This is a genomic window from Trinickia fusca, from assembly GCF_003628145.1.
GTDB lineage: Bacteria > Pseudomonadota > Gammaproteobacteria > Burkholderiales > Burkholderiaceae > Trinickia > Trinickia fusca.
Genome location: NZ_RBZV01000001.1, coordinates 777558 through 803050, shown reverse-complemented (window position 1 = coordinate 803050; position 25493 = coordinate 777558). Strand labels below are relative to the sequence as shown.

Genomic DNA, 25493 nt, shown 5'->3' with positions numbered 1-25493 from the left:
CGCGAAACGAAACGAAAGAGTCAATCGCTACGCCGCCTGCAAGTGACCGTGCTTTTCGAGCAACTTCGTGATGCGATCACTCAGGGTGGTTTCCGCGGTGCGCCATGGAGTCATTCTGGCTTCAAGCAATTGCCGTTGAGCCGTGCAGCGATCCCCGATACTGTTCTCCGATGATGGTTCGCGTCCCGGCCCTGCCCCGTATCGAGCAGCGCTCATCGCGAGGCCCGGTGAGGCCATGGTCGATCGCGACTCGGGCTCGAGCGTCAATAGCGACTGTGCGGCATGCACTGCGCCGTTCACGCCGATCTTTTCTGCCTCCAGGATCTTTGCGCCCACCTGGTGGTGTGCATCGCGGAAGCTCATGCCCGCGTCCCTCACGAGCATTTCCGCGACAAAGGTCGCGGCCGTGTTTGCGGCCTTGGCTACTTCCTCCATGCGCGCTGCCCGGGGTTCCATGAGGGCGATATGCTTTTGCAGGATCAGGAGACAGGAGCGGACTTCCTCCATGGCCTCCTCGAACCCGCGTACGGACTCCGTCCCGACGGCGACGGAATTACCGTAGGGAGCGGCATGGGTGGCCATCGCTGCATGTTGCAGGCACGCCAGCGGCGACCCGCTTCTGCCCTTGACGTGCTCGAGCAAGAATGGATTGCGCTTCTGGGGCATCATGGAACTGGAGCCGATCAGTTCATCCGGAAGATGGATGAAACCGAATTCGTAGGTGGACCACAGCATGAGGTCCGAGGCGCACCGGCTGATCGTCAACCCGAGAATGGCCGCGGCGGCCAGCAACCGCAAAACGTGATCGCGGCTCGCGACAGCATCGATCGAATTCGCGGCAACGCTCGTAAAGCCCAACAGAGCGGCCGTTTCCTCGGGCGCGATCGGGAAGCTTGTTCCGCCGCACGCCCCGGCTCCCAGCGGGGAACACTCGAGGGAGCTGGAGGCCTGCAGCAACCCGTCCACATCGCGCAGCAAAGCTTGCGCAATCGAATCCAGATAGTGTCCAAGGGTGACGGGCATGGCAGGCTGGTAATGCGTGTACGCCGGCATGACGACGGATGCGAACTCTCGTGATTTTGCCCCCAGTGTCTCGATCAGCGTGAGCCCACTTTCCACGCAGGCGCGCAACGGCTTTCTCGCCCGGATCCTGGAAATGGTGGCCCCGAGATCGTTGCGTGACCGGCCGGCCTGCAACATGCCGCCTATCCGGTCCCCGGTCTTCTCGATCAGATGGTTTTCATAGAGGAGATAGAGCCCCCTGATCGGCGCTTTCCCCCGCAAGGAGGCAAAGCGTTCGGCGATCAGTCGCGTGATTTCTTTCAACAGGGTGGCCCCGTCCTTCTCCGGGAGTATTCCTCTATCAATCAACATGAGCACGTGCGCCTGATCGACCATCGCGATGTAGCCCAGCTCTTGCGCAAGGGCTTCATCCTCCAACGGCCGGAACACCAGTGCCTGCATGTCGAGGTCGAGGTGCTTCTTGATGCGTCCGGTATCACTCATGAGCAGACACCCATTTGAATCGAGGGCGATTCATCGCCTGGTCGAGCCGCTCCACGATGCGCGCGCGGTCTTCGCCACTGGCGATGACATGGCCGATTCGATCGCGAAAATCGTGGTGAACTTGGCGCTCATCGCCAATCCTGGCGTAGAGCTTGGCCTCCACCAACGCCCCATCCTCTTCGACGTGAATCCAGTTCTCGACGTCCGTCAGGCGTCCGGCACGCTCGACCCTGAAGAAGCGGATACCTGCATGACGGGACAAGGTCTTCCTGGCTTCGATAGGGGTGCCAGCCGCCTTTGCGACCGTGGCGGCAATGAGGTCGACACCCGTGCACAGCTTGACCAGCGTAGGGATGAAACCTCCCGCGAGGCGCGGATTGACTTCGATAATCACGGGCCCGTCGGCCGTATTCCGCAGTTCGACATGGACGGGGCCCCAACCCAGGTTCAAAGCCTTGACGGCAGCCTGTGCGCAAGCCATCAATGCGGTTTCGGTGCTCTCGGTGACCGCAGCCGGCATATCGTGGCCTACTTCAATGAAGAAGGGCATCTCGCTCAGGTGCTTTTCGGTGACGACGACGGCCTCTGAGTCGAACACCTCCACCGAGTATTCGCTTCCGGACAAGTACGACTCGATCAGTACGCCCCCGAAAGGCTGTCCTCGTTCGTTGGTTCCGATCTCGAGCAGCTTGGCAGCCCACTCATGGGCATCGTCCAGGGAATCCGCATAGCGCACCCCAAAGCTGCCCGATCCGGTCTGAGGCTTGATGACCACACGAGGGCCGGCCTTTTCATATGCCGTCGCGATCTGCTGCTTGTCCGTCACCAGAATCGAGGTGGGCATCAGCAGGCCCGCGTCCGACAGTCGGTTGCGCTGGGTCAGTTTTTCCCGGCATTCGCGTATGGCGAGGGAGCTGGGCCCCGGCAAGCCGAGGCGTTCGGCCACCAGCGCCGCCGTGCCCACGAAATAATCCGAGGAGGAATAGACTCCGTTGATCTGGCCGTCGCCGAACCGGCGAATCCAGTCAAGAATCGCGTCCACATCGGCGGTGTCCACCTCATGGAGGGCGACATCTTCCGCAAACCGCCCCTGATAGGTCTTGAGGTTGGAAGTCAGAACGACAGGGCGCAGCCCTTGACGCTTTGCCTCCTCCACGAAATAGACGCCGGTCCCACTGGTGTTGCTTTCGATGAAAACGAAAAGCGGTGTGCTCATGTCGTGAGCTCCCGGCTCGATTCCGCGTCAAGCACCTCCTGAAGCGTGCGGCGATTCCAATGCATCATCGACCATTGCGGCATATCCACGCGTGGCGACTCGACCACCCGGGGCGCTTCCGGACACGCGCGAAGCTCGATGCCCATCTTGCTCAGCCAGGGGTCGTCGAAGACGTTATCGAGGTATCGGTAGCCTTCATCCGGGCAAATGAATACCGTCGTCTTGTCGGGATGGGCGGCTGCCCAGTGCTTGGCCACCTGGTATGCGGCACCGCTGGTTGCGCCGACAAACAGTCCGTGGCGGTTGTGGATCTCACGCGTCGCGTAGAACGTCTCGGCAGCAGTCAGCCAGTGCACCTCGTCGAACACGGTATGGTCGAGAATTTCCGGCATGATGCTGTTCCCGAGGCCCCGCACCAGGCGCTTGCCGTCCGGCTGTCCGAACAGGACGCTTCTGACGGTATCGATCCCGATCACATGCATCGACGGGTTGACTTCCCTGAGATACGAACTCGTACCGCACATCGAGCCGCCCGAGCCGACAGTGCCGATCAGGCAATCGATCTTGCCGATAACGGTGGACAAATACTCCGCCAGCAAAGCGTAGGAGCCGGGATTGCTCCGGTTCGCGTACTGCATGGGCCAGAAGCTGCCCTCGATCTGGTCCAGGTACTGCATCAAGCGTTCGAGCCGCGGCTTTTGGTAACCGCCCACGGCGGCAGGCTGCTCGATGATATCGACAGATGCGCCGAGGCTCTCGATGCGGTTTTTCAGCAGCGGGTCAAGCACGGGGTCGCTCACAAGGATGCATTTGTACCCGTAGTGATTGCACAGGATGGCGAGCGCAAGACCAAAGGTGCCGGAGGTCGTCTCGGCAACCGTGGACCCTGGATGAAGCCGTCCTTCCCGGCGCGCGGCGTCCAGGATGTATTTGGCCGGGAGCAGCTTCATCAGGAAAAAGCTCGCCGCATACAGGTTGTCCTGCAACTGGAACATCTTCGGGTACAGCACGGACTCTTCGTACGTCCGGTAAATGGCCTGGTGATAGTTGTTCATTGCGTTTCCCACGAGGAGTCGAAATACCAGAGTTCATGGATGCCCAGCGCTGCCAAGCCGCGCTTGATGGCGCTGATGTGCTTGGGGATGTTCCTGTCCCTGGGGTCGAGCAGGAAGCCGGCAACGGTCCCGCTATGCGCGACCTGCAAACCGCACGCGCCGTTTGCATCGGCCAGGGCCAGCAGCTCCTCGAAGCGATTCTTTTTGAGGAAGCGCTGATTGATCTTCGCGCTTGCTGTGGCCACATTGCCCATCAGCTGCACGGACTGCGTTCTGACCGCAGCGCGCAATGCGCCGATCAACGGCCGGAAGGCCTCGAGCTCCTTCTGCGTATAGTCCGGGAGCGGGAAGTGCGTGGTGGAGACGCCGCCACCTTCCGGGCAGGTGTTGAATCCGATGACGAACGCCGGCGGAAGCCGTCCTTCGAGGGCTTCGAGCACGACGCCTTCGCGCTGGCAGAACACCACTGCACGGTCCTCGAACATGATGGAGTCCGAAGCGACCTCTGACATGACGGCCAGCTTCGCCACTTCCATCGGGTTCAGGTATTCACCGAACGCATTCGCCACCGCGCGGATGCTCGCTACGACATCGCTGGTCGAGGAACCCATTCCCAACCCTGCACCGGCATCCGACATGACTTCGAGAAACCCGCCGTAATTCTCGATGCCCAGGTGCAGCATGGTGAGGCGCGCCGCCGCGAGCGATTTGCTTTTCCGCTCTGGGTCCGCCATCAATTCGCTATTGCGAAGCGCGAGAAATTTGGCGTGTGACTTGATGGTCGGCCACGGCAAGGTGATCAGGAAGCGGCGAATACCGTTGCCGTCGAGGTCAATCCCACCTTGCAACACTTCGCCGTGGTGACCGATGGCAACGCCAACCCCAACCCCCAGCCCTGCCTTCGGACTCGCTGCCCTCGCCTGGGTACGCTGCGCTTCGCTGCCGCGTTGGTCGTAGCGGCTCCAACTCTCCGACTGCATGAGCGTGACTTGCTCCATGACTCAACCCTCCTCAACAGGTTGCGGATCGTTGGCGTTGATCGCCTGGGCGGGCGTGTTTTTTTCAGTGATTTCCTTGATGTACTGGTACACGTAGTCGTACTGGGCCTTGGCAGCCGCAACCGCCATATGCGCGCCGGCGACGATTTGCCCCAACTCCTTGGGCCTGAGCGCCGGGACTTGCAGCCGCAGGCCGTCGATCAGCTCGCTGGTATGTATCGGATCGATGCTGATGTGGGCCGTAAAGTAGACCTGGATATCCTCGGAGACGAAACCAACCCGATTCATGCCCTCGACAATGTCTCGGAAGTGCGGCTCGACCCAGCCTTCGTTGGTCAGGAACCAGCCGTACTTCATGAATTTCAGACCAGGCCGTGACAGGAGGATGTTGAAGATGTTGGTCGTGATCTTGGTGAACCAGGGACGGCTGGTCGTTCGGTACTGCATGAAGTCTTCCACCGTTCCGAGTCCGTCGAGCAAGCGGCGCAGCCAGTAGGTGTGCAGGTTGCGCAGCGTGCCGTGGCCGAGCTCGTCCCAGAGGTTGGACACCGTGCTGACCTTCATCAGCCCTTGCATGCCGACGCTCAGCATGGCGACTTCGTCGTCGACCACTTCGTTGCGGATGACCTCGTTCCACAGAAAAACTCGCAGCCCCTCGGCGCTGGCATGGTTGTGCAGGTACGGAAACAGCGGATGGGACAGGCTGGGGTTGCTGGCCGCGATTTCACGCAGGCGTCGGACGGCGGTTTCGACGTCCGGGATCTCCTCCGTTTCAGGCAGCTGAAGCCAGTAATCCTTTGCTTCACGCTCAAGAACGATCTTCGCCTTCTGAATATTGATCTCGAAGTCGTCGTCGACGTCCAGAAAAAGCGGGCTGTCCTGGTAGCCGAAGAAGTAGCCGCTGACGATGCCGAGGAATTCATGCAGCAGGAAAGAATGCTCTTTCGGGTCTTTGCGTAGCTGCTTCAGATATTCGCGCTGCTTCTCCGACGACATCGCCATGAAGGCGTCAAAGTCAGCATCAAGCTTTCCCTGTGACGCCACGGCCACAGGAGGCCATTCCCAGGACTGAAGCGGAGGGCTCTGCTTGGCAATATGATCGATATTCAACATATACGCTCGCTTCCGGCTGATTGATTGATGTGCCGCGCCCCTACGCTGCATGTTCTGCACGTATGTGGCGCACTTCAGAATGGGGGTGGGAAGTACGTCCCTACCCGAGCGACGTAACCGACGAAGAATGGCGTTTTATGGCGCCATACCTAACGCTGACGCACAACGCGCCCTGAAAAATCACAGCAAATAGCTTGAATAAATTGCATGCGACCTCGGAATTTTTGACTGCGAATTATGGCGATTGATTCTACATGCATATTTTGAAAAATCAAGGACGCGTAAGCATGAAAATCAGGATTCAATCGCTATTTTAATGAATTTGATATCGAAAAGAATTTCATGCCACTTGGCGGCCCTTGATTTTTATTCGGCCTTACAGATAGACTGACCTAGATGTGATGACAGGTATTGCCCACCAAAAATAGGTGGTTACCTCCAGTGTATTAATCACTGAGAACAAATAGTCTGAACCCCTCAAATCCGGACATTTCCATTTGGCCGGAGAGCGGACATTTGAGTCTGGCTTTGTTCGGTTTAGGATTCGGCCAGCGAACCCAGACTGGCCGCTATCACAAGAGCCGTTCCGGCCAGTTGCGACCACGTCGGCGTCTGGCCCAGCAGCGCGGCTCCGGCCAGGACCGCGATGGCCGGCTCCACGCTCATTAGCATACCGAACGAAGCGGATGGCATCCGGCGCAGCGCGGCCTGCTCCAGCAAATAAGGCAGCGCGGGCATCAACAGCGACAGGCCAGCGACTTGCAGCAGAATCGTCCAATCAGGCCAAGCGCCTCCCTCCAGCCAGGCCCAGGGTGCCGCCGACAACGCGGCCACCAGCAAGGCCAGCGCCACGCCTTCCTCGCCCCGGCAGGCCTCGCCCGCGCGCCGAAGCAGGACGATATAGGCGGCCCAGCACCCAGCCGACACCGCGGCCCAGGCCAAGCCGGCCGCATCGATGACCCAGAGCTCTCCATGCCGGGACAGTGCCAGAATGCCGAGCAGGGCCAGCACCGGCCACTTCCAGCCCCTGCGGTCCTGCCGCCATGCCAACAACAGGGGCCCCAGCAGGCTGATGGCCACGACCAGGCCCTGGGGCAGTGTGCGCAAGGCCGCGTAGAAACCCAGCAGCATGCCTGCCATCGCCATGCCGAGCAGAATCAACGCCGGCTCGCGCCGCAGCGTCGCCAGCGGTGGGCGCCGCCACAACAGCAAAATCAGCGCAGCAAAGGCCAGCCGCAGCGCAGCGCCGCGGAACAGGCCCACGCTCTGCATCGCCGGTACCGACAGTGCCGCGCCGAACTGGACGCAGCACATCGACACCAACGCCAGGCTGGCGCCCGACCACCGCCGGCTCCTGCCCGGCCTCCCCGATCGCCCGATGGCGGCCGCGCCGTCGGGGTCAGTAGGTGACGAACTCACCACGCAGGCGCCTCTTCATCAGCTGGTGCTTTTCCGCGATTTTTGCCGACACGCCGTCACCGCCGCGATGAACCAGCGCCGCGCCGCGCAACTCCGCCTGCGCGCGGCCGATCACATCCTCGACATCGTTGCCGCCTTGTTCGATCAGCTGCAGCAGCACCAGCACATGCCGCATATCGTCGGTCACCAGGCCAATAGCCGCCGCCCGCGCCGCGGCCGGCCCGTTGACGCCAATCGACCAGCATGCGCGGCGTAGCATCAGCGCATCGTTGGCGCCGTCGCCCATCGTCACCAGCCTGTCCAGGCCACCCCCACGGCGCGCCAAGCCCAGCGCCAGCGCCGCCTTGGCACGGTCGCCCACCATGCCGCAGGCCTCGATGACCCGACCCAGCGCAGTGGAAGCTGAACGGCCCGCCCGCTCGCCATGCGAATAGGAAATGCCCAGTTCCTCGCGATAGAAGCGCCGAAAACGCTGCCGCAATAGTTTCCTGCCGGCCTCCGAGAAATGCCGCCTCCACGTCGAACCGTCCAGCCACACCTCAGAGTGCCGGTCTATCAGCGCGTAGGCATCGCGCAAATACGCCCTCACCCCGTCAATCTCGACGTCCCAACGGCCGAGCCGGCGCAGCAGGGCTTCAGCCTCCATCAGGGGAAACGGAGAGCCCAACAACCGGCCTGCTGCTAACCAGCCGCAACGCTCGGCGACCAACCGATACGGCTGCTGGGGCGCGGTGGTGATGCCCACACGCTGCCAGCCCATCTCGTCGAGCCGCCGTGCCATTTCCGCCGCGCCGGGCGTCTCTGGCGAGCGCAGTGCCAGCCGTTCCAGATAGGAATAATCGGCTCCGGCCGCTAGCAGTAGGGGCAAGGCGAAGATGGTGTCGGTGCCCTCCTGCGCCAGCGTGTAGCCACCCTCGGGCGACGTCCTGCCGCATCTCGCCCCTTCCGGCCGCCGCAGCGCATCGGTATCCGCGCTGAAGGCGGCATAACCTTCCCCGTAAAGAATCTGGCCATAGGACGGCACGGCCTCCACCACTCCGCCGGACGGCTTCAAGCAGGCTGACAACGCCTCGGCAATGAAATCTCCGAGGAACAGTGGGCCTTCCACATCGCTGGCCAGCAACCAGCCGCCCGGCTGGATATGAGCCTCGTCCATCCGTTCCCGCAGGCTTCCCCCCGTCGCCGGGCCCACCGTATCGTCTCGCGCCATTTCTCACCCCGAACGCCGCTACGATGTTTTCTCTATATGATAGGACTTATACATATCGGGACAAGCGAATTGCGGTGCAAGAAATCGTCGAGAATCGATATCGGACCAATCTTGAGTGGAGCGTTATTCGTTTAATGGCGAATCAACAAATCGGCATTCGTAGAGTTTTCTTGGCGCACAAGACACCTCGCTTTCCATAATCGACATGTACCTGTTCCACACCCCCCGGCTTCGAATCCGCCGCCTGAGCGCCTATGACCTCGACGCATTGCTTGACGTTTATGGCGACGCAGACGCCATGCGCTGGGTAGGCGACGGGGCTGCCCTGACGGAAGCCGATTGCGCGCGCTGGGTAGAGGTGACCGAGCGCAACTACACGCAACGCGGCTACGGCATGTCCGCCATCGAATTGGCCGCAGACGGCACGGTGATCGGCTTCTGCGGATTGGTCCACCCATCCGGCCAGGCCGAGCCCGAATTGAAATACGCCCTGCGCCGCGAACATTGGGGCCATGGCTATGCCACCGAAGCGGCGGCGAACATGCTGCGCTACGGTGCCGAGGCGCAAAGCTTGCGACAGATCATTGCCACCGCAGCGCCAGAGAATTTGGCCTCGCATAACGTCTTATACAAGGCCGGCATGCAACGCATAACGGACCGAATCGAAGCTGATGGGAGCGCGACAGCCCTGTTCGTTTGGCAGTCTGCCGATTGAGCGCTGTTCATCAAAGTCCTATGAAATGAGGACTTTGAGGCCGTGCCAGAAAGCAGCCAAACAGTGCGATGCGCGCGGCTGTATCGACAATGCCGCATCGTACGCGCCGCGCGCGTCATTGACGTGCGGCAGTTTGGAAATAAGTAGACCGAACATCATCGTATTTCTCCGTGCACCAGGTATGCAAGCAAGCTTGGCGCCCGCCCAATTGGCGCCAATCAGGGATGCACGGAGGATGTTGTTCCGGCGCGCACCGTTTGCCTGTTACCGGCAGAACGGTGGCTGGAAAAGAAAGCACAGACGTCCTGTCAGTCAGGCAGCGAGACCATTGAAGATCGACGACTACAGTAGTCCAAGGCATCAGCCCCTTTGTGAATATTCCTAAAGTGTAGCGCCGCGCTGCATTGCCGACAGTGGCTCATGCTCATGGTTTGCGCCACCACACGGCCTGCCCTCCTACCGCGTTGAGCGGTGCATCGATGCCATGCCAAGCCCGATACTCGTCAATCGCACGCGCGCAGCCGGTCGGTAGCCCATAATCATCCACGATCACGAAGCCGCCTGGCGATACGCGCGGATAAAGCGCCTCGATGGCGTCCCGCGTGGAGTCGTACCAATCACCATCCAGTCGGAGCAGCGCGATCCGTTCAATGGGCGCTGTCGGCAGGGTGTCCTTGAAAAAGCCCGGTAAGAAGTGCACGCGCGCGTCAAGCAGGCCTATGCGAGCGAAAGCTTGTCGCACGCTTTCAAGATCACTTCGCAAGTCGTCGACTGCGTGCATCAGGTGATGACTGATCGCATCTCGCAGGTCGCTCTGCGGGTCAGGGACCGGCAACCCGGCAAAGGAATCCGCCACCCATACGGAGCGCTCGGCGTCGGCAGCGCTGCGCCCGAACGCGCTCAGTACCGCCCGCATCAGGATGGTCACCCCGCCGCGCCATGCTCCGGTTTCAATGAAATCGCCAGGCACTCCCTCGTCGAGCGCCACGCCCATCAGATCCACCACATTGTCGAGCAGCGCGTCGTTGCTCATCGTGAGTTTGCTGGACTGATGATGCATGTGGTTCAGTGCGCGGGCGATCGATTCCGGCGAGGCCCCGATGACCTCGGCTGCCGAGGTGTGCAATGGAGACAGCCAGCGTTGAAATGCGCGATCGGCGTCTGCAAGCAACGCGATGATGTGCTCGGGTGTAATTGCGGGTATCTCGGATCGCGCGCCACCCTGCCCACGGATGTAGCTGCGCACCCTACGCAGGTAGGCGTCGGTGTGCACATCACCGTAGGTCGAATGGGCGATCTCACGCAGGTAGTCCATCGGTGGGACCGGCTGCTTGATTGAGGTCATGGCTGCTGAAGTCGTAAAAATTGAACAGGCTTCAGGTTGCAATCAAGCCTTGCCTCCGGTTTCCTGCGGCGCGAACATTGGTCTACGCCACCGAAGCGGCAACGGGATCGGACATCACCGGATTTCTCCGTGTACCCGTCGTCGACACGCACGAAGGCGACCTCAGTCGTTCCCCCAGAGCGGCGAACTCATGGTCGCCTCGTACTCCGTGAACATGACGTTGAAGCTCAGGCTGATCCGCTCGCGCTCGCTTGCGTTGGGCGATACCGAATGAGTCAGCCAAGCGGGAAACACCAGTAACGTGCCATCGCTGACCGCCACGACGACTTGATCGGTGTTGTAAGCCGTCAGCTCGCTGACAGGCGGCCGGATGACAGCCGTTTGGGGCCGTGGATCGTGGAAATTGATCGTGTCCGCGCCCGCCTGCGTTTGCAGGTAATACACGCCACTCAGGAAATTGTTGGGGTGGCTATGCATCGCGTGTACGCCACCCTGCCCCAAGACGTTCGCCCAGCAGCCCGTGACGCGGAATGGCACATCAGCGATCTTGAGGAAAGCGAGCACGTCGTGCACAGCGCCATCGATGCGCGCGACGAATGCCTCCAGTTCCGGCTCGCGCTGGAGTTGATGCCCCGACTGCCAGGCGGCCCCCGTCTGGGTACCGTGTCCCTCGCGTCGCAGTACCTCGACATAGGCCAGCAGGTCGCGGTCGAAGGGCGCTTCCTGCGTCGGATCGAAACACTTGCGCCACAGGAACGTCGGGAATAGCCGCAGGATTTCCGCGCTCGGGCTATCCATCGCCGTTCACCGTTTGCGGTAGACCCCTATCAACTCGGCCTGAGCGAGCACATGCCCTTGCATTGCCCCCTCGAGCGCCGCCTTGCTGAGCTTGCCAAGATCAGGCAGCACCACGTCGAGCGCGTAGAGCTTATGAAAGTACCGATGACGACCGATCGGCGGACAGGGGCCGCCATAGCCCGTGCGATGCCAGTCGTTGATGCCTTCGAGCGTGCCGTTCGGGAGCGCCGCGGCCGCGACGCCTTCGGCCAGCCCGCTGGCACTGGGCGGAAGGTTGTAGAGAACCCAATGCACCCAGGTCATTTTCGGGGCGGTGGGATCGGGGGCGTCAGGGTCGTCGACGATCAGCGCAAGACTCTTCGCGTCCGCGGGAATGTCGGACCACGCAAGCGGCGGCGAAACGTCCGCGCCTTGACACGTATAACGCTCGGGGATCTCTCCGCCTGGGAGGAAGGCGGAGGAAGTCAAGCTCAAGCTCATGACAAGCTCCTCGGAGATGGCCGTAGCCGGGGCCTGTCTTCGTGCCGATGGCAGGCACTAAGCATTATGGACGGCGTGCGCCGCTTTTGCGATGCCTGCCCCACTCCCCCCTCTCGAGTCGCTTCAGATCCGACGGATGCCGTCACACTGCGCTGACAATTTATGGCGCCGATGCGGTAATGCCGGCGTGCAGGATGGACAGCCCCTGCTCCAATTCGGGCTCGCCGATGTTGATGGGCGGCATGAGCTTGAGCGTGGCGCCATCGGGCCCGCATGTCTCCACGATCAAGCCGTTGTCGAAGCAGTGCTGTTGCACCGTGGAGGCCACGGCTGAACCGGCAAGCCGCACGCCGGCGATCATTCCCATGTGGCTCACGCTCGCGATCGATTGGGGAAACGCTTGCTTCAATGTCTTGAGCAAGCCATCGAGCTGCTTGCCGCGTGCGGCCAGCGTATCCACGAACGATGGATCGGCCCAGAAGTGTCGCAGCGCTTCAGCCGCGGTGACGAACGCGTAGTTGAAACCGCGGAAGGTCCCGTTGTGCTCGCCGGGCGCCCAGACATCGAGTTCGGGGTTGATCAGGAGCAAGCCCATCGGCAGTCCCAAGCCACTAATGGACTTCGACACGCAGACGAGGTCCGGCACGATGTCATGATGCTCGAAGCTGAAGAAGCGACCGGTGCGCCCGCAGCCGGACTGGATTTCGTCGACGATGAAGACCGCCCCCAGCTCCTTGGCAAGGCGCCGGATCTCTTGCACCCAACGCGTCGACGCAATGTTGACGCCGCCCTCGCCTTGCACCAGCTCAACGATGAACGCAGCCGGCGCGTTGATGCCGCTGCCTTGCGAAGTCAGCATGGCACGGACGAAGCTGAGCTCATCGTCCATGCCGGTGAAGCCGTCAAACGGCAGGAATGTGACCCAGTCGGGATTGAGGTACTGCTCCTTACGGCGGCGAAACGAGGCCGACGCCGACATCGCCCCCGTGCTCATGCCATGGAACGAATTGGAGAACGAAATCACGCCCTTACGGCCCGTCGCCTTGCGGGCCAGCTTGATGGCGGCTTCCACGGTATTGGTGCCGGTGGGGCCGCAGAACTGGCAACGGTAGTCGAGTCCTCGCGGTTTCAGCACGATGTCGCCGAGTGCGGCGAGGAAATCGTGCTTGGCCGAGGTGTGAAGGTCAAGCGAGCTGACAACCCCGTCTTGCTCGATGTAGCGCAGCAGCGCCGCCTTGAGCGTTGGGTGGTTGTGTCCGTAATTCAGCGCCCCGGCGCCGCTCAGGAAATCGAGCCACTCGTTGCCCGCTTCGTCGCACAGCACGGCGCCCTGGGCGCGCGAGAAGACTGCCGGAAATACGCGGCTGTAAGAGCGTACGTTCGATTCCTGTGCGGGTTCGTTGTTATATAGAACATCCATGAAGAAGCTTAAATTCCCCGAGGCAGTCCCGTCTCTCCGTTTAGCTTGGTGATCTCCCAACGCCGCAAGTCTTCCCAATCAAATTGGACGTCGTAGTTAAACTCAGCGTCTACTGTGAGGAGGAACACCCCTTGAGTTTTCCCCAAGGTTTCAAGGAGCTTCGCCCCGTGTTCATTCATGCGTTCGTAGAAGTCCCCCCACTTCAGGGCTCCAATGAGCGAAACATTGGAATCGCTTACGTAAGAGGCGTTTGAACCATACCTGGCTCCCTCTGATCGGAACCGATAGTAAGCTTTTGACCACTTCGGTTCCAATTCCCGCATGAGCCCTATGAACTCCTTGGCAAGTTCGATCACGATTGCCGTTGCTACCTCGTTCATCAGTATGCTCTCCGCGTGTAAGTCTGTCCCGACTGATTCCGGAACTTGTCGGCAAAGGTGTCGATTAGATTTCCGTTCGGATCAGTAACTTCAAACCTTACCGAAACCGAGCCTGGGCGGCCAGTGATCGGGTCGAAGTCACCAAGTGTATGCGTGAAATCAACCTGATTCCCTTGCGCAGTATACCGTGCGTAGTCGTTCTCGATGGTCTTGAAGGCAGACATGTTGAAGTTGCCTTCTTGAGGGAACAAGTTCTTTGATCCCTGATCGAGTACAAACCGGTGTCCAATTAGGTGGCCACCCTGATCGCCATCGACACCGGCCGCGGCGGCGTCTGCTTGGGCTTGCACTTCCGCCGCACTTCTAGTTGCCTTTGCGAATGACTCTTGCAGCGAGCCAGTCACGGACAGCGGACTTCCTGATGCATCCATCGTCCAAGTCGCAGTGTTTCGCCCGACGGTAGCAGTTATCGTATTGGGTGCCGCGTCAACGACCGCTCCGGATGTCCCGAACGACGATACGTCTTGCGGCGGCACGATATAGAGCGGGCCAGTGCCGCCCAGTTGCATAGACCGTTGAATGAAGCCATCCAACGTAGGCGCCAGCGACGAAACGCCGGACCGGATCCCCGATCCCACGACACCGCGGACACCGGCCGTTGCGTCCCATCCCGCCGCGCCAGCCTCACCCAGCAACGGCGCCGTCGCCAGGTTGAACAACATGCCGCCGGCCGCACGGCCATCGCCGTACGCCACCTCGTGGAACCCGTGCTGCAAAGCACCTACGCCATTACCGATCGTGCCCAGCGGATCGTTGATCAACGAACTCCCTGTCGATACGACTGCCGAAGGCAGGTTCGTGATTCCCGACCACAAGTGGTCCGGGAGATAGAGCCAGCTCTCCACCGCCCCGGCCAGTACCTTCCCTGGCCGGCCGCCTACTGTCTCGTCGACCCAATCAACAATTTTCTCGCGCGGTGTCGGCTGATAGGCCGTCACGGTCGCTTCCGGAGTCGCCAAGATGCCGGCATGCATCAGCGCTTCCGTCTGACTCTCAATGTGCGGTACGGCAATCCCGAGCGCCGCCAGCGGACTATCCATCATCCCCAGCGGACTGTTCGGCGTACACACACTGGCCGTCCCCGCCGCGGTGGCCTGAACGGCTGCCGCCTTGGCCTGCTCCGCCTGAGCGAGCGCCTTCAAGTGCTCGCCGTAGGCAATGTCCTTGCCGTAGACACCGAGACCCGTCGTGGCCGCCGGCGTGCCGCTATCCGGCAACTGAATCTGCTGGTCTACCCCAATCCGGCGCGGATTGGCGATGCCGTTGATCTCGGCCAGCTGACCCACATAGTTGTTGATCGCATGCGGATCGGCGTCCGGCCCCAGTTGGGCGCGAGCAATCCGCTCCAAGGAGCCACCGTAGTCACCCGCGCGCACGGTCTGCGGCGACGGTTGAGCGTCTGCCGCTGTCGGAGCGGCGGACGGATCGCTAGCCCAATCACGGAAAGCGGTGTAGTCCGGCTGCTGTGCAGGCGCGCCGCCATACGGGCCAAACAGCGTGCTGAAGCTTGCCGGGCCGCTCGGCACCGGATTGGCCGGCGTCGTCGACTGCTGCACCTCCGTCACCTTCTTGGTCAGCGTCTGCTCCTGCTGCCCAGTGTTGCCCATGCGAGCCACCAGGTCTTGCCCCAGCGCGTTGCCAAAGGCGTCGGCCGCAACCTGCTCCATGTTCACGCGACCGCCCTCGACGAGGCTCACCGTCGCTCCGTTGGCGATCCCTTGGAGCGTGCCGCTGACGACAGATCCCGCCCCGCCGAGCGCATTGATGAATGCACTGCCCTGCAATCCGTTCGCGACCTCGCCGCCCGCAGCGGCACCCGCCGCCGAGGCTGCCACGCCCGCCCAATTGAAGCTGTGCTGCAGGCCGGTGGCGACTTCGATGCCCTGGCTCATCACACTGCCGAGAACCGCCTTCTCGGCCAATGCCGGTATCCCGTTGCCCGTGACGCCGAGCGCAGGCGCGACCTCCGAACCGACGCCTGCCGTGATGCCCGCGCTCAACGCGGAAATCCCCACTGCGCCCCAGTTGAAGCCGCTCTGCATGCCCATCGCCATGGACACGCCCTGGCTCGCGATCGAGCCCACCGCCGCGCCGATCGCCGCGTAGCCCATCCCGGCCGCCGCGCTGACGCCGGCAACCGTTCCGCCCAGCATCACACTCGCCCCGGTCGACATGATCGTGCCCAAGGTCGCACCCGCCGGTGCCGCCAGCGCGCCCGCCGTGAACACCGTCGCCACCACGGCCACGACCGCCACGACGATCATGCCGAACACGCCGCACCCACCACCACCGCCATGCGGCGGCGGCGGCGCGAGGTTCGGCGTCGTGTCGCCGACGGCCTTGCTCGGGTCGTACGGCTTGAAGTTCGTGCCGTTGTTGTGGATGCCGCCCGGCGTCGTCGGGATCGTGATCGTCTGACCGACCTTCAGATCCGCGTCTCCGTGCAGGTTGTTCGCTTCCGCGATCAAGTACCAGAGCTGGTTGTCGCCATACGCGCTCTGCGCGATCGATTGCAGCGAGTCGCCCGCATTCACGCGGTAGCTGCCCACGCTCGCCTGCGGATAGTTCGCGTCGATCGACTGATAACCGACGTTGAAATTCTCGACTTCCGCGAAGTTCGGATGGCCGCTCGAGCTCTGGTTCGACTCGTTGATCCCCATGCCCGTCGCACCGACCTGCTGTCCGTTCGCGAAGACGAAGAACTCCTTGTTCCCGCCTTGGTTGCGGAACAGCACGTGGCCCTGCGCGTCGTTCACTAACGTGCGGTTGTTGGCACCCTGCGTCGCATCCGTCACGGCGACGAGGTTGCCGTTCACGTCGTAGCTATCGGTCGTCGTGCCCGGTTGCAGCACCGTGCTCGTGCCGTGCACCGTGCCTTCCTTGTAGCCCTCGTACTTGACGAGCGTCGTCTGGTACGTGTTCGTATAGGACGAGCCGTCCTGATTCGAGAAGCGGTACTGCAGCAGGTTGCCGACGTTGTCGTAGCTGTCGTAGTTCGTCTCGTGATCGGCCGCGCCATTGGCTTTCAGCACGCGCTGATGCAGCAGACGTCCGTTCGCATCGAAGCGGTTGATCGTCGTGCGCACGCCCGGGACGTTCGAATTGCTGCCGAGCAGGTTCGTGTAGGACAGCGACAGCGATCCCGCCGGCCCGCTTTGCACCATGCGGCCCGCGCCGTCGTAGTAGCGCGTGTCGACGAGCGTGCCGTCGCGGAAGATCTGGCTGATGCGTCCCACCGCGTCGTACGTGTACTGCTCGGTCGTCGCCCCCGTGCTCGCGCTGTAGGTGATCGGCGTCGTCGAGTGAATCGGGCTCACGTAGACCGGGCGGCCCGATTCGTCGATGCCGTAATACGTGCGTCCATGGGCATCGGTCGACACGTTCAGGATCGGGCGGCCCGATTCGTCGAGCAGCGTCTGATTCGTGCCGTCGATCGTGTAGCCGGCCACGTAGCTGTTGCCGCCGCCCGTCGTGATGCGCGCGCCGATCGTCGTGTCGCTCGTACGGTTGCCGTTCAGGTCGTAGCCGACCAGGTGACCCTGCCCCTGAGTGATGCCACCCTGCGGATTCGTCCCATCCACCAAGGTCTGTCGATTCATCGAATCGTAGGCGTACCAGAGGTCGCTGTCGCGCGCGCTGTCCTGGTTGTTCAGCACGTGCGTATGCTCGTGCAGACGGTTGCCCACGTTGTCGTAGTCGATCGACAAGTGCACGCGGCTATCGGCCACGTCGCGCAGCCGGCCCAGCGCGTCGTAGGCGAGGCGGCTGTCCTGGTAGACGATGCCGCCTTGTACGGTCTTCTCGCGCACGCGTTGGCCCGCGGCGTTGTACGCGTAGGTCGTGACCTGGCCCAGCGCGTTGTCGATGATCGCCGTCTCCTGGCCCGCGGCGTCGTACTGCATCGTCTGGTTCTGGCCGCGCGAGTTCCACTGCGCGATCAGTTGCCGCGCACCGTCGTACGCATAGCTGTAATTCGCGCCGCCGATGTCGGTATGCGCGAGCAGCAGGCCAAAGTGGTCGTAGCGCCAGGTCGCGACGCTGCCATTGGCGTCGACCTCGGCGACCTTGTGGCCGTCCATGTCGTACGCATCGCGCGTGACCTGGCCCTGCGGCTGCGTCGTCGACGTGAGGTTGCCGCGCAAGTCGTAGCCGTAATGCACGACTTCGCCGTTACCGTTCGACGTCCACAGCTTGCGGCCCGCCTGGTCGTAACCCGTGCTCTCGACGAGGTTGCGCGCGCCCTGCGATTGCAGATTGTTGTTGCCGTCGACGGTGTAGACGCCGACCACCCCACGGATCGTCGACACGAGCCTGCTCAGCTTGTCGTACGAGTAGGTCGTGACGTAGCCCATCGCGTCGGTCATCTGCACTTCGCTGCCGAAGGCGTCATAGGCGTGCCGCACCACGCCGCCGTCCGCGTGCACTTCCACCGAGACGTTGCCCCCCGCGTCGTAGAGCTTGCCGTTCACGTGGCCATTCGCATCGACCACGGCCGCTTGTCTGCCGAGACGGTCGTAGGTGATACGTTGCACCGGCCCTGCACCTTGAACGCCGTCGCCGTTCGGCTGGTCTTGCTCGATGAGCTGATTGTTCGCGTTGTAGCGATACGTCGTGACCCAGGCGCCCGAGCGCGGATCGCTGATCGACAGCACGTTGCCCCAGCGGTCGACCGTGTGATTGACGACCGGCCGCGTATTCTCGGCATAGCTGGCGCTGCCTGCTGCCGACAGACTGTCCCGGCCATTCACGCTGATCGCTTGTGTAGCGCCGGCGTTGACCCCAGCGCCATATTGCTTCGGCACGCCAGGGATCGTGTAGCCAGGGGTATACGGCGGCGTCGTGGTCGCGATCGAGGGCGGCGGCGTCGTGCCCGGCACCCAGACCTGCTCTTGCCGCGTCTCGGTCTGCATGACGGTGTACGGCACGCCGACGATGGCGTTGCCCTGCCACTGGTAATGCTGGCCGAGAATCGGATTGCCGCTTTCGTCCGTGCCCACGACGACGGGCGCGCCATAGATCGGCTTGCTCGGCGCCGTCAGATGATGGTTCGGATCATCGGGGTAGACGGTGACGTTGCCGTACACGGGTACCTGACGCGTCTGGTACTGCGTCACGTACTTCGTCGTGTATTGGATATTGCCGGACTCGTCGCGCGCGTACTGAATGTTGCCCGACTCGTCGCGAAGCGGATTGCCCCGTGCGTCGCGCAGGATGATCGGATCGCCGCGCACCGGCACCTGCACGGGGTAGGTCTCGGTGCGCGTGCCGGTCTGCTGCGTGACCGTATAGGGCACGCCCACCACGGCGTTACCCTGCCATTGGTAATGCTGGCCGAGGATCGGGTTACCACTTTCGTCCGCGCCCACGAAGACGGGCCAGCCGTAGCTCGCGCGCGTATAGCCCGTGATGTAGCTGGACGCATTCGGGGGCGTGATGGTGACGGGCACCTGAACCTGCACATTGCGGGTTTCGTTGTGCCCCGGCGTCGGCGCGTTGACGGTCAGATTGCCGGTCGCCTGAGCGGCCGGTGCACCACCCGCCCCGATGAGCAGCACCTCGTATTGATAGCTGCCCGGCGCGAGATGGCCGATATCGACACGCTGCACACCCGTCGGGTTGCCCGATTCGTCGGTGCCCCCATAGGTGTAGACCGGTAGCGCAGCCCATGCCGACGTGCCGGCCGCGCGATAGAGGAACTGGACCTGCTGGGCCCGGCCGGCCAACGGCCATTGAATGACGTTCGATTGCGTCGCGCCGATGATCTCGCCGGATTCGGTCGTCGCGTAGATCGGTTCGCCCGATTCGTCGTAGCCCGTGATCGTGCCGCCAACTTGGCCCGTGCCCACCGTCACACCCGTGATGTTGGGCAGGTTGACGGGCGGCACATAGCGCGGCGGCACAGCGTCGACGACATTGATCGTGCCGGCCGCATGCGCGTACGGCGTGCTGTCGCCGGCATGCGTCCACAGCAGTTCGAAGTCGTACGTACCGCCCGGCAGCACCGACGTGTCGGCGCCATCCATGCCACGGCCGCGCGAGGCGATGGCCAACGTATTCCAGTTCGAGGTGCCGTGCACGCGATAGTGCAACACCTGATCGACGGCCGCGCCCGGCGATTGCCACGCGAGCACACCCGCGCCCGCCGCGCCGTAGCTGACGGGCGTGTTGATGGGAGCCAGCGTGAGCGCGCCGACATTCAGTGAGCCGGAGAGAATCTGCTTGGTAGCCTGGCCCGGCGACGTGCTCAATACGCGGTATTGATAGCCGCCCGCCGGCAGCCCGTTCGTCATCGCCAGCAGCGAGTCGCCGAAGTTGATCGTCGACAGCGAGAACCAGCCGTTGGTGCCGTTTGCGGCGACTTGCACCTGGATCTGCGTGGTCGGATCGCTCGGCGCCGCGACTTGAATCGCATCGCTCGGCACGCTCGGGCCCTGGTCGAGCACGAGCTGCCAGTTGCCGTCCACATCCTTCTTGTAGACGGTCACGCGCGTGACCTTGCTGACGCCACCGTTCGGCGAGCCCTGCGGATCTTGCCAGGTCAGCGTGACGCCGCCTGCCGCTTGCGCCGCCGCATCCCCCGTGTACAGCGCATCGCGCGAACCCGCGACACCGGCCTGCCACGCGGACGGGTGGCCGCTCTCGTCGACGGCCGTCACAGCGCTCTGCGTGACATATTCGACGTGCACCTTCACGTCGCCTCGGCCCAGCGCGGCGAGCGACGTCCACGAAAGCGCCAGCTGATTCGTGCCCGTCCAGCCCGTTACGTGGCCGCCTTCGTCGATCGCTGCGAAGCCGTCCTCGCTCATCACGGGGGCAGCGCTCGAGGCGATGCCGGCATGGCTCCCCATGCTGAAGATCGACGCGCCACCCAGCGGGTCGGTGCGCTGCGGCCCGATCTGCTGTACGGCGCGTCCGAGTGCGTCGTAGACGACGTCCGTGCGGCGCGCACCGCCCAGTTGGGCGACCTGATCCGGCGAACCGAAATCGTGCAGATTGACGTTGCCCATCCACGCGCCCGAGCTTTCGATCGTCGCCGTGTTGTGCCCTTGCAGGTCGTAAAGCATGACCTTGTCGACGCCGTCGCCGGCATTCGTGCGCCATACGTGACCGGCCGCGTCGTAGTCGGTGTATTCGACCTGAGCGCCGTTGAGGTTCTTCGCGACCACTTCGCCGAACGCGTTGTAGTCCGTGCGCGTATCGATGAGCCCGGCCTGCGCCTGCGAGATCGTCGCGATATTGCCGCCCTGCAAGCTCGCATTGGACGCCGGATCGACCACGTGGGTCTGGTGACCGTCCTTGTCGTACTGGAAGACCTCGAACAGCGTCTGCGTCGTGCCGTCGTTGCCGGTCACGGCCTGCCATTGCTTGACCATCCGGCCCGCCGCGTCGAACGACGCGTAATGCGTGACGCCCGTCGCATCGGTGGCCTGGATGGCGTCCCCATGATGGTCGTAGAGCGTGAAAGTCGTGCGATCCGCGGCGTCATAGCCAGCAAGCGCATACGACGTTTCCGAGGCGTTCGCGGCACCGTGCGCGTAGTCGATCCTGGCGACGACGTTGCCATTGGCATCGCGCCTGAAGACGGTAAGCGGTATCAGCGTCTGTCCGGCCACCCCGCTCGTACGCGCCGGTGCGGCAATGGCGACCGTGCGGCCCAGCGCGTCGTAGTAGGTATAGGTCGACGCACCGTACGCGTCGGTCACGCGCGTTTGATTGCCGAGCGCGTCGTAGCCGTATGCGGTCGTCAGATTGCCGGTCGTGCTGACGCCGTCCACTGTGTCGCTGTACTGGACGTTGACGCGCGTCTCGCTGACCTTGCGGTTCAAGAGGTCGTAGCCGTACTGCGTCGTACGGTCATTCGCGCTTGCGCCAGGGGCCGTGCCTGCATTCGCGTATTCGGTGCGCGAAATCAGGTTGCCCGCGACGTCGTAGCTGCTGGCCGTCAGATAGCCCATCGCGTCGACCGTCGCGGTCTGCATGCCGCGCTGGTCGTAATACTGCGTGCTTGTGGTGCTCCACGCATGGGTGAGCGGGTTCGTCAGCACCGATGTGCGCACGACTTGCCCGAACGCGTTGTATTCGGTTCGCGTGGTCTTGCCCGCCGAGAAGTACTGCTGGCCGGCCGGGGCACTCGAATCGTAGGTGAACGCCGTCGGCTCGACGACTTGCACGACGCGGCCGAGCTGGTCGTAGCTCGTCGTCAACAGACGGTCGGCGCTGTGGTTGACACCCGCGGCGCCGAGCGCAGCGGCGACGGTCGCCGTCGAGGGCGGCGTGACGGCCGAGCTGGCAAGCACAGTCGCGGTCGCGTACCGGACGAGGCCGGTCGTATCGCCGAACGCGTTGCGCGTATAGCCCGTGACGTACCCCATTGCGTCCACGTCGTAGGCCACGTGTCCGGCTTTGTCATAGGTCTTGTAGCTGATATTGCCGGCAACGTCGACGTTCGCGACGGCCTCGCCGAAGACGTCGTAGCGGACACTGCTTTCGATCTGCGTCGCCTTCTCGGTCCGGTTCGCGAGACCGGTCGCGCCGTTGATCGCGAGGTTGTCGGCAGCCGGGTCGTAGACTGCCGTCGTCGGAGAAACCGTGCGCGTCTGCCGCCCCAGCGCGTCATACGAGTAGGTGGTCACGCGCTGTTCAGGCCGGCCCGCCGCCTCGGTGCGCGAGGTGAGATTGCCCAGCGCGTCGTACGCCATGAGCGTGACGATCTGCACGGCGCCGCTGCGTGATTCGTCGACCATCAGCGTGCCGTTGGGCGTGGCAAACGTCGTCGCGACCAGGACCGCCGGTCCGGCTTCCTGGATCAGGCGTCCTGCCGCATCGTAGTCGTAGTTCCAGGTCGCGCCCTTCTTGTTCGTGAACGCAACCTTATCGCCTGCGCCATTGAACACGTAGGATTCCGTCGCGCCCAACGCGTCGGTGCTCCGCACGAGATTGCCCGCGGCGTCGTAGACGAAGCTGTCGGTGCGATCGAGCGCGGCGTTCGGCTTGAGGGCCGCCGCCACGGCCGACGCGCTCGTGCTCGCGGTATTGGACGCGATGGCGGTCGCATATTGCGTGGTCCGGGCGATGCGTCCCGTACCGTCGTAGCGCGTCTCCTTGACGTAGCCGAGCGCATCGGTGGCATATACCTGACGGTTGGCCGCATCGAACGCGAAGGCCTGCGCGCGATCGTTCGGCGCATCGGCTTGCAGCAGCGCTGCTACGTTCGACGGCAGCGCGACGGCTGGCAGCTTGCTCGTGTCGATTGCATGCGCGTAGGCGCGCGTCACGAGCACATTGCCGGCCGCGTCGTACCAGTTCTGTGTGACATGGCCGAGCGCATCGATCGCGAACACTTGCCGGTTGGCGCTATCGAATACGGTGCGTGCGGTGCGATCATTGGCTGCGTCGGGTGCGATGGACGCCTTCAGTGCGGCCAGTGCCGTCGACGTGGCGAGGCCCGTCGCTGCCAGGCGGTTCGCATACGCGATGCGTTCGACGACATTGCCGTTGGCATCGAACACCTGTTGCGTCACGCCGCCCATTGCGTCGACGGCGTAGACCTGGCGGCCGAGCGCATCGTAGGCAAACGTCGCCACACGATCGTCGCCGCCCGCTGCTACCGCCGCCAGATTGGCCGTGCGCAACTGACTCAGGTCGATCGGCGCTGCGTAGGCGATCGTGCGAATCACATTGCCATCGGCGTCGTAGACGTTCTGCTTGACTGCACCCACACCGTTGACCGTGAAGGCAAGGCGATTGGCTTTGTCGAACGTATTGCGCAGATATTGCGTGCTCGCATTGCCGGCGCTCGCCTGCACCTGCGATGCGATGCCCTTCGCCGTGACGGGCTCCGTGATGGCGATACGCGCCGCGTAGCCGATACGCTCGATCACATTGCCGTTGCCATCGTAATGCTGCTCGAGCACGGCGCCGGTACCGTCGATCGTATAGATCGCGCGGCTGAGCGCGTCATAGACCGTCCGCTTGACGAGATCGCGTGCGGGGTCCGCGACCGGTGCGGGTACGCCGCCCGATTGCTTGAGCGCGGCCAGATCGCTGGCCGACAGGCGGTTCGCGTAGGCCGTGCGCTTGGTCACGTTGCCATTGGCGTCGTAGACGTAGCCCACCACGCCGCCCGCCCCGTCGACGGTCCACGTCAGGCGGCCGTCGTGGTCGTAGCGGCGCAGTTGCGTGACGTCGGTCGCTGCGTTTGCGATTACGCGCGCCTGCACGTCGGCGATCGCCGGTGCCAGCGCGAGATTGGCCAGCGAGATCGGCGTCGCATAGGTCGTCATCTGCGCGACATGGCCCGCTGCGTCGTATGTCGTCTGCGTGACGTTGCCGGCAGCGTCGATCGTATAGACCAGGCGATCATCGGCGTCGTACACGTTGCGCGTCACGTTGCCGTTCGGATCGGTGACCGTCACCGCGTTGCCGCTCTTGTCGTAGGCCGTACGCGTGACGAGGTTCAGGCCGCTCGGGTCGACGTGCTGCTCGATGCGACGACCCAGCGTGTCGTAGACGTACTGCGTCACCGTACCGCCCGGGCTCGTCACCGTCAGCGTATTGCCGCGCGCGTCGTAGCTGTACTGCGTGACCAGATTCAAGCCGCCCGCGTCGACCGTCTGACTCAGCTTCTGGCCCTTCGCGTCATAGCGGATCTGCGTGATCACCCCGTTCGGGTCCGTCGCCGAGATCTGCTGGCCCTTCACGTCGTATTGATACGTCGTGGTCAGCTTCAGCCCCGTCGGGTCCACCACGCGCGTGAGCATCCGATTGGCCGCATCGTAGCTGTAGCTCACGACGTTGCCGTTCGCATCCGTCGTCTGGATCAGGCGGTTCGCTGCGTCGTACTGGCTCGTCGTCTGCGTGAGCGGCGTGCTCGTTTGAATCAGATTGCCATTCTTGTCGTACGTGTACTGCGTGACGTTGCCCAAGCCGTCGGTCACGCTCGCGGTCTGGCCGTTGCGCGTGTGCACCATCGTGACGCTCACGCCCTCGGCGCTTTTCACGGTCAGGCTACGGCCCGCCGTCGAGTAGTTGTACGTGACCGTGCCCGACGCATCGGTCTTGGTCAGCACGCGATCGAACGCGTCGTAGGTCGTCACGACGTTCGCGTTCGTCGGATCGAAGGTTTGAACCACGCGACCGAGGCGGTCGTAGCGCTGCGTGCGGACGTTGCCATTCGCATCGACCGAGCGGATCGCGCGGCCGAAGGCGTCGTATTGCGTTGACGTTGCGGCAGCCGTGCCCAGCGGGTCCGACGTCGCGCTCGTCTGCAAGCCGCGATGGTCGTACGTGAACGTGCGTGTCAGCGCATGCGTCGCATCGATCGGCGTCGTGCTCGACTGTATGTCGCCGAACGCGTCGTAGCTGTTCGTGGTCGCATTGCCCAGCGCATCCTTCGACGAAGCGACCAAGCCCGTGGACGTATACGTGACGGTCGTGCGGCTATCGAGCGCCGGATTGCGGATCGCGTTCAACGCATTGGCCAGCGCCGCGCTCTCGAGCCCACCGCTCAAGCCCGGCAGCGCGATGCGCGTGCCGTAGTGCACCGTGCCCACGAGCTGGCCAAGCGCATCGTATTGACGCTCCTCGACTTCGCCCAGTGCGTTGACGGTATGCGTCAGGCGCCCGTCCTGATCGTAGAAGAACAGCGTCTTGTTGCCCGCGGCATCGAGCGCACTCGTGCGGCGGCCCGCGGCGTCATACGTATAGCTCGTGCCGTACTGCGTCCAGATCGCGCCGATCTGAGCGGCCGTCATGCCGTCCGTCAGCAGTGAGGCGCCT

14 protein-coding genes are annotated in these 25493 nt (G+C 63.1%); 1 reads left to right on the top strand and 13 read right to left on the bottom strand.

Going from position 1 to position 25493, the window contains the following annotated elements:
- Positions 1-27: 27 nt before the first annotated feature.
- The 7 genes from D7S89_RS03295 to D7S89_RS03265 all read right to left on the bottom strand — a co-directional run bounded on the left by D7S89_RS03295 (position 28) and on the right by D7S89_RS03265 (position 8517).
- Entirely contained in the window at positions 28-1506 is a 1479-nt protein-coding gene (locus D7S89_RS03295) for an argininosuccinate lyase (RefSeq protein ID WP_121275540.1), read from the bottom strand.
- Complete coding sequence (locus D7S89_RS03290; protein ID WP_121275538.1) at positions 1499-2722, bottom strand: ATP-grasp domain-containing protein; 1224 nt, start codon at positions 2720-2722, stop codon at positions 1499-1501. The genes D7S89_RS03295 and D7S89_RS03290 overlap by 8 nt, the downstream gene beginning before the upstream one ends.
- A complete protein-coding gene (locus D7S89_RS03285) occupies positions 2719-3777 on the bottom strand; it encodes a cysteine synthase family protein (protein ID WP_121275536.1) in 1059 nt (352 codons plus the stop codon). The genes D7S89_RS03290 and D7S89_RS03285 overlap by 4 nt, the downstream gene beginning before the upstream one ends.
- Positions 3774-4775, bottom strand: a complete 1002-nt coding sequence (locus tag D7S89_RS03280) for a GHMP family kinase ATP-binding protein (RefSeq protein WP_121275535.1) — start codon at positions 4773-4775, stop codon at positions 3774-3776. Before D7S89_RS03280 ends, D7S89_RS03285 begins: the two co-directional genes overlap by 4 nt.
- Before the next feature lie 3 nt (positions 4776-4778).
- Positions 4779-5888 carry an iron-containing redox enzyme family protein gene (locus D7S89_RS03275; protein ID WP_183085082.1) on the bottom strand — a complete coding sequence of 370 codons (1110 nt, stop codon included), beginning with the start codon at positions 5886-5888 and terminating at the stop codon, positions 4779-4781.
- 537 nt (positions 5889-6425) lie between these two features.
- Positions 6426-7202 (bottom strand): EamA family transporter, encoded by a 777-nt coding sequence (locus tag D7S89_RS03270; protein ID WP_121275531.1) that lies wholly within the window; start codon positions 7200-7202, stop codon positions 6426-6428.
- Positions 7203-7287: 85 nt separating this feature from the next.
- Positions 7288-8517 carry a hypothetical protein gene (locus tag D7S89_RS03265; RefSeq protein WP_121275529.1) on the bottom strand — a complete coding sequence of 410 codons (1230 nt, stop codon included), beginning with the start codon at positions 8515-8517 and terminating at the stop codon, positions 7288-7290.
- A 205-nt stretch (positions 8518-8722) separates the two neighbouring features.
- Between D7S89_RS03265 and D7S89_RS03260 the strand changes: the two genes are divergently transcribed.
- Positions 8723-9232 (top strand): GNAT family N-acetyltransferase, encoded by a 510-nt coding sequence (locus D7S89_RS03260; protein ID WP_121275527.1) that lies wholly within the window; start codon positions 8723-8725, stop codon positions 9230-9232.
- 424 nt (positions 9233-9656) lie between these two features.
- Here the strand turns inward: D7S89_RS03260 and D7S89_RS03255 are convergent, their stop codons facing one another.
- The 6 genes from D7S89_RS03255 to D7S89_RS03230 form a co-directional block, all read right to left on the bottom strand.
- Positions 9657-10577, bottom strand: coding sequence for a TylF/MycF/NovP-related O-methyltransferase (locus tag D7S89_RS03255; RefSeq protein WP_220702116.1), 921 nt, complete (start codon positions 10575-10577; stop codon positions 9657-9659).
- A gap of 162 nt (positions 10578-10739) precedes the next feature.
- Complete coding sequence (locus D7S89_RS03250) at positions 10740-11375, bottom strand: 2OG-Fe(II) oxygenase family protein (RefSeq protein ID WP_121275525.1); 636 nt, start codon at positions 11373-11375, stop codon at positions 10740-10742.
- A 6-nt stretch (positions 11376-11381) separates the two neighbouring features.
- On the bottom strand, positions 11382-11855 hold the full coding sequence (locus D7S89_RS03245; protein WP_121275523.1) for a YbhB/YbcL family Raf kinase inhibitor-like protein: 474 nt from the start codon (positions 11853-11855) through the stop codon (positions 11382-11384).
- Between the two features lie 160 nt (positions 11856-12015).
- Positions 12016-13275, bottom strand: coding sequence for a diaminobutyrate--2-oxoglutarate transaminase (gene ectB, locus D7S89_RS03240; protein WP_121275521.1), 1260 nt, complete (start codon positions 13273-13275; stop codon positions 12016-12018).
- An 8-nt stretch (positions 13276-13283) separates the two neighbouring features.
- On the bottom strand, positions 13284-13655 hold the full coding sequence (locus tag D7S89_RS03235) for a hypothetical protein (protein WP_121275519.1): 372 nt from the start codon (positions 13653-13655) through the stop codon (positions 13284-13286).
- Positions 13655-25468 carry a LysM peptidoglycan-binding domain-containing protein gene (locus tag D7S89_RS03230; RefSeq protein WP_121275517.1) on the bottom strand — a complete coding sequence of 3938 codons (11814 nt, stop codon included), beginning with the start codon at positions 25466-25468 and terminating at the stop codon, positions 13655-13657. Before D7S89_RS03230 ends, D7S89_RS03235 begins: the two co-directional genes overlap by 1 nt.
- Between the last annotated feature and the right edge of the window lie 25 nt (positions 25469-25493).

What these genes read in the sequence shown, in the direction of transcription:
- D7S89_RS03295 (WP_121275540.1), bottom strand. Translation starts at nt 1,506, where the DNA reads ATGAGTGATACCGGACGCATCAAGAAGCACCTCGACCTCGACATGCAG.
- D7S89_RS03290 (WP_121275538.1), bottom strand. Translation starts at nt 2,722, where the DNA reads ATGAGCACACCGCTTTTCGTTTTCATCGAAAGCAACACCAGTGGGACC.
- D7S89_RS03285 (WP_121275536.1), bottom strand. Translation starts at nt 3,777, where the DNA reads ATGAACAACTATCACCAGGCCATTTACCGGACGTACGAAGAGTCCGTG.
- D7S89_RS03280 (WP_121275535.1), bottom strand. Translation starts at nt 4,775, where the DNA reads ATGGAGCAAGTCACGCTCATGCAGTCGGAGAGTTGGAGCCGCTACGAC.
- D7S89_RS03275 (WP_183085082.1), bottom strand. Translation starts at nt 5,888, where the DNA reads ATGTTGAATATCGATCATATTGCCAAGCAGAGCCCTCCGCTTCAGTCC.
- D7S89_RS03270 (WP_121275531.1), bottom strand. Translation starts at nt 7,202, where the DNA reads ATGTGCTGCGTCCAGTTCGGCGCGGCACTGTCGGTACCGGCGATGCAG.
- D7S89_RS03265 (WP_121275529.1), bottom strand. Translation starts at nt 8,517, where the DNA reads ATGGCGCGAGACGATACGGTGGGCCCGGCGACGGGGGGAAGCCTGCGG.
- D7S89_RS03260 (WP_121275527.1), top strand. Translation starts at nt 8,723, where the DNA reads ATGTACCTGTTCCACACCCCCCGGCTTCGAATCCGCCGCCTGAGCGCC.
- D7S89_RS03255 (WP_220702116.1), bottom strand. Translation starts at nt 10,577, where the DNA reads ATGACCTCAATCAAGCAGCCGGTCCCACCGATGGACTACCTGCGTGAG.
- D7S89_RS03250 (WP_121275525.1), bottom strand. Translation starts at nt 11,375, where the DNA reads ATGGATAGCCCGAGCGCGGAAATCCTGCGGCTATTCCCGACGTTCCTG.
- D7S89_RS03245 (WP_121275523.1), bottom strand. Translation starts at nt 11,855, where the DNA reads ATGAGCTTGAGCTTGACTTCCTCCGCCTTCCTCCCAGGCGGAGAGATC.
- ectB (WP_121275521.1), bottom strand. Translation starts at nt 13,275, where the DNA reads ATGGATGTTCTATATAACAACGAACCCGCACAGGAATCGAACGTACGC.
- D7S89_RS03235 (WP_121275519.1), bottom strand. Translation starts at nt 13,655, where the DNA reads ATGAACGAGGTAGCAACGGCAATCGTGATCGAACTTGCCAAGGAGTTC.
- D7S89_RS03230 (WP_121275517.1), bottom strand. Translation starts at nt 25,468, where the DNA reads ATGACGGCCGCTCAGATCGGCGCGATCTGGACGCAGTACGGCACGAGC.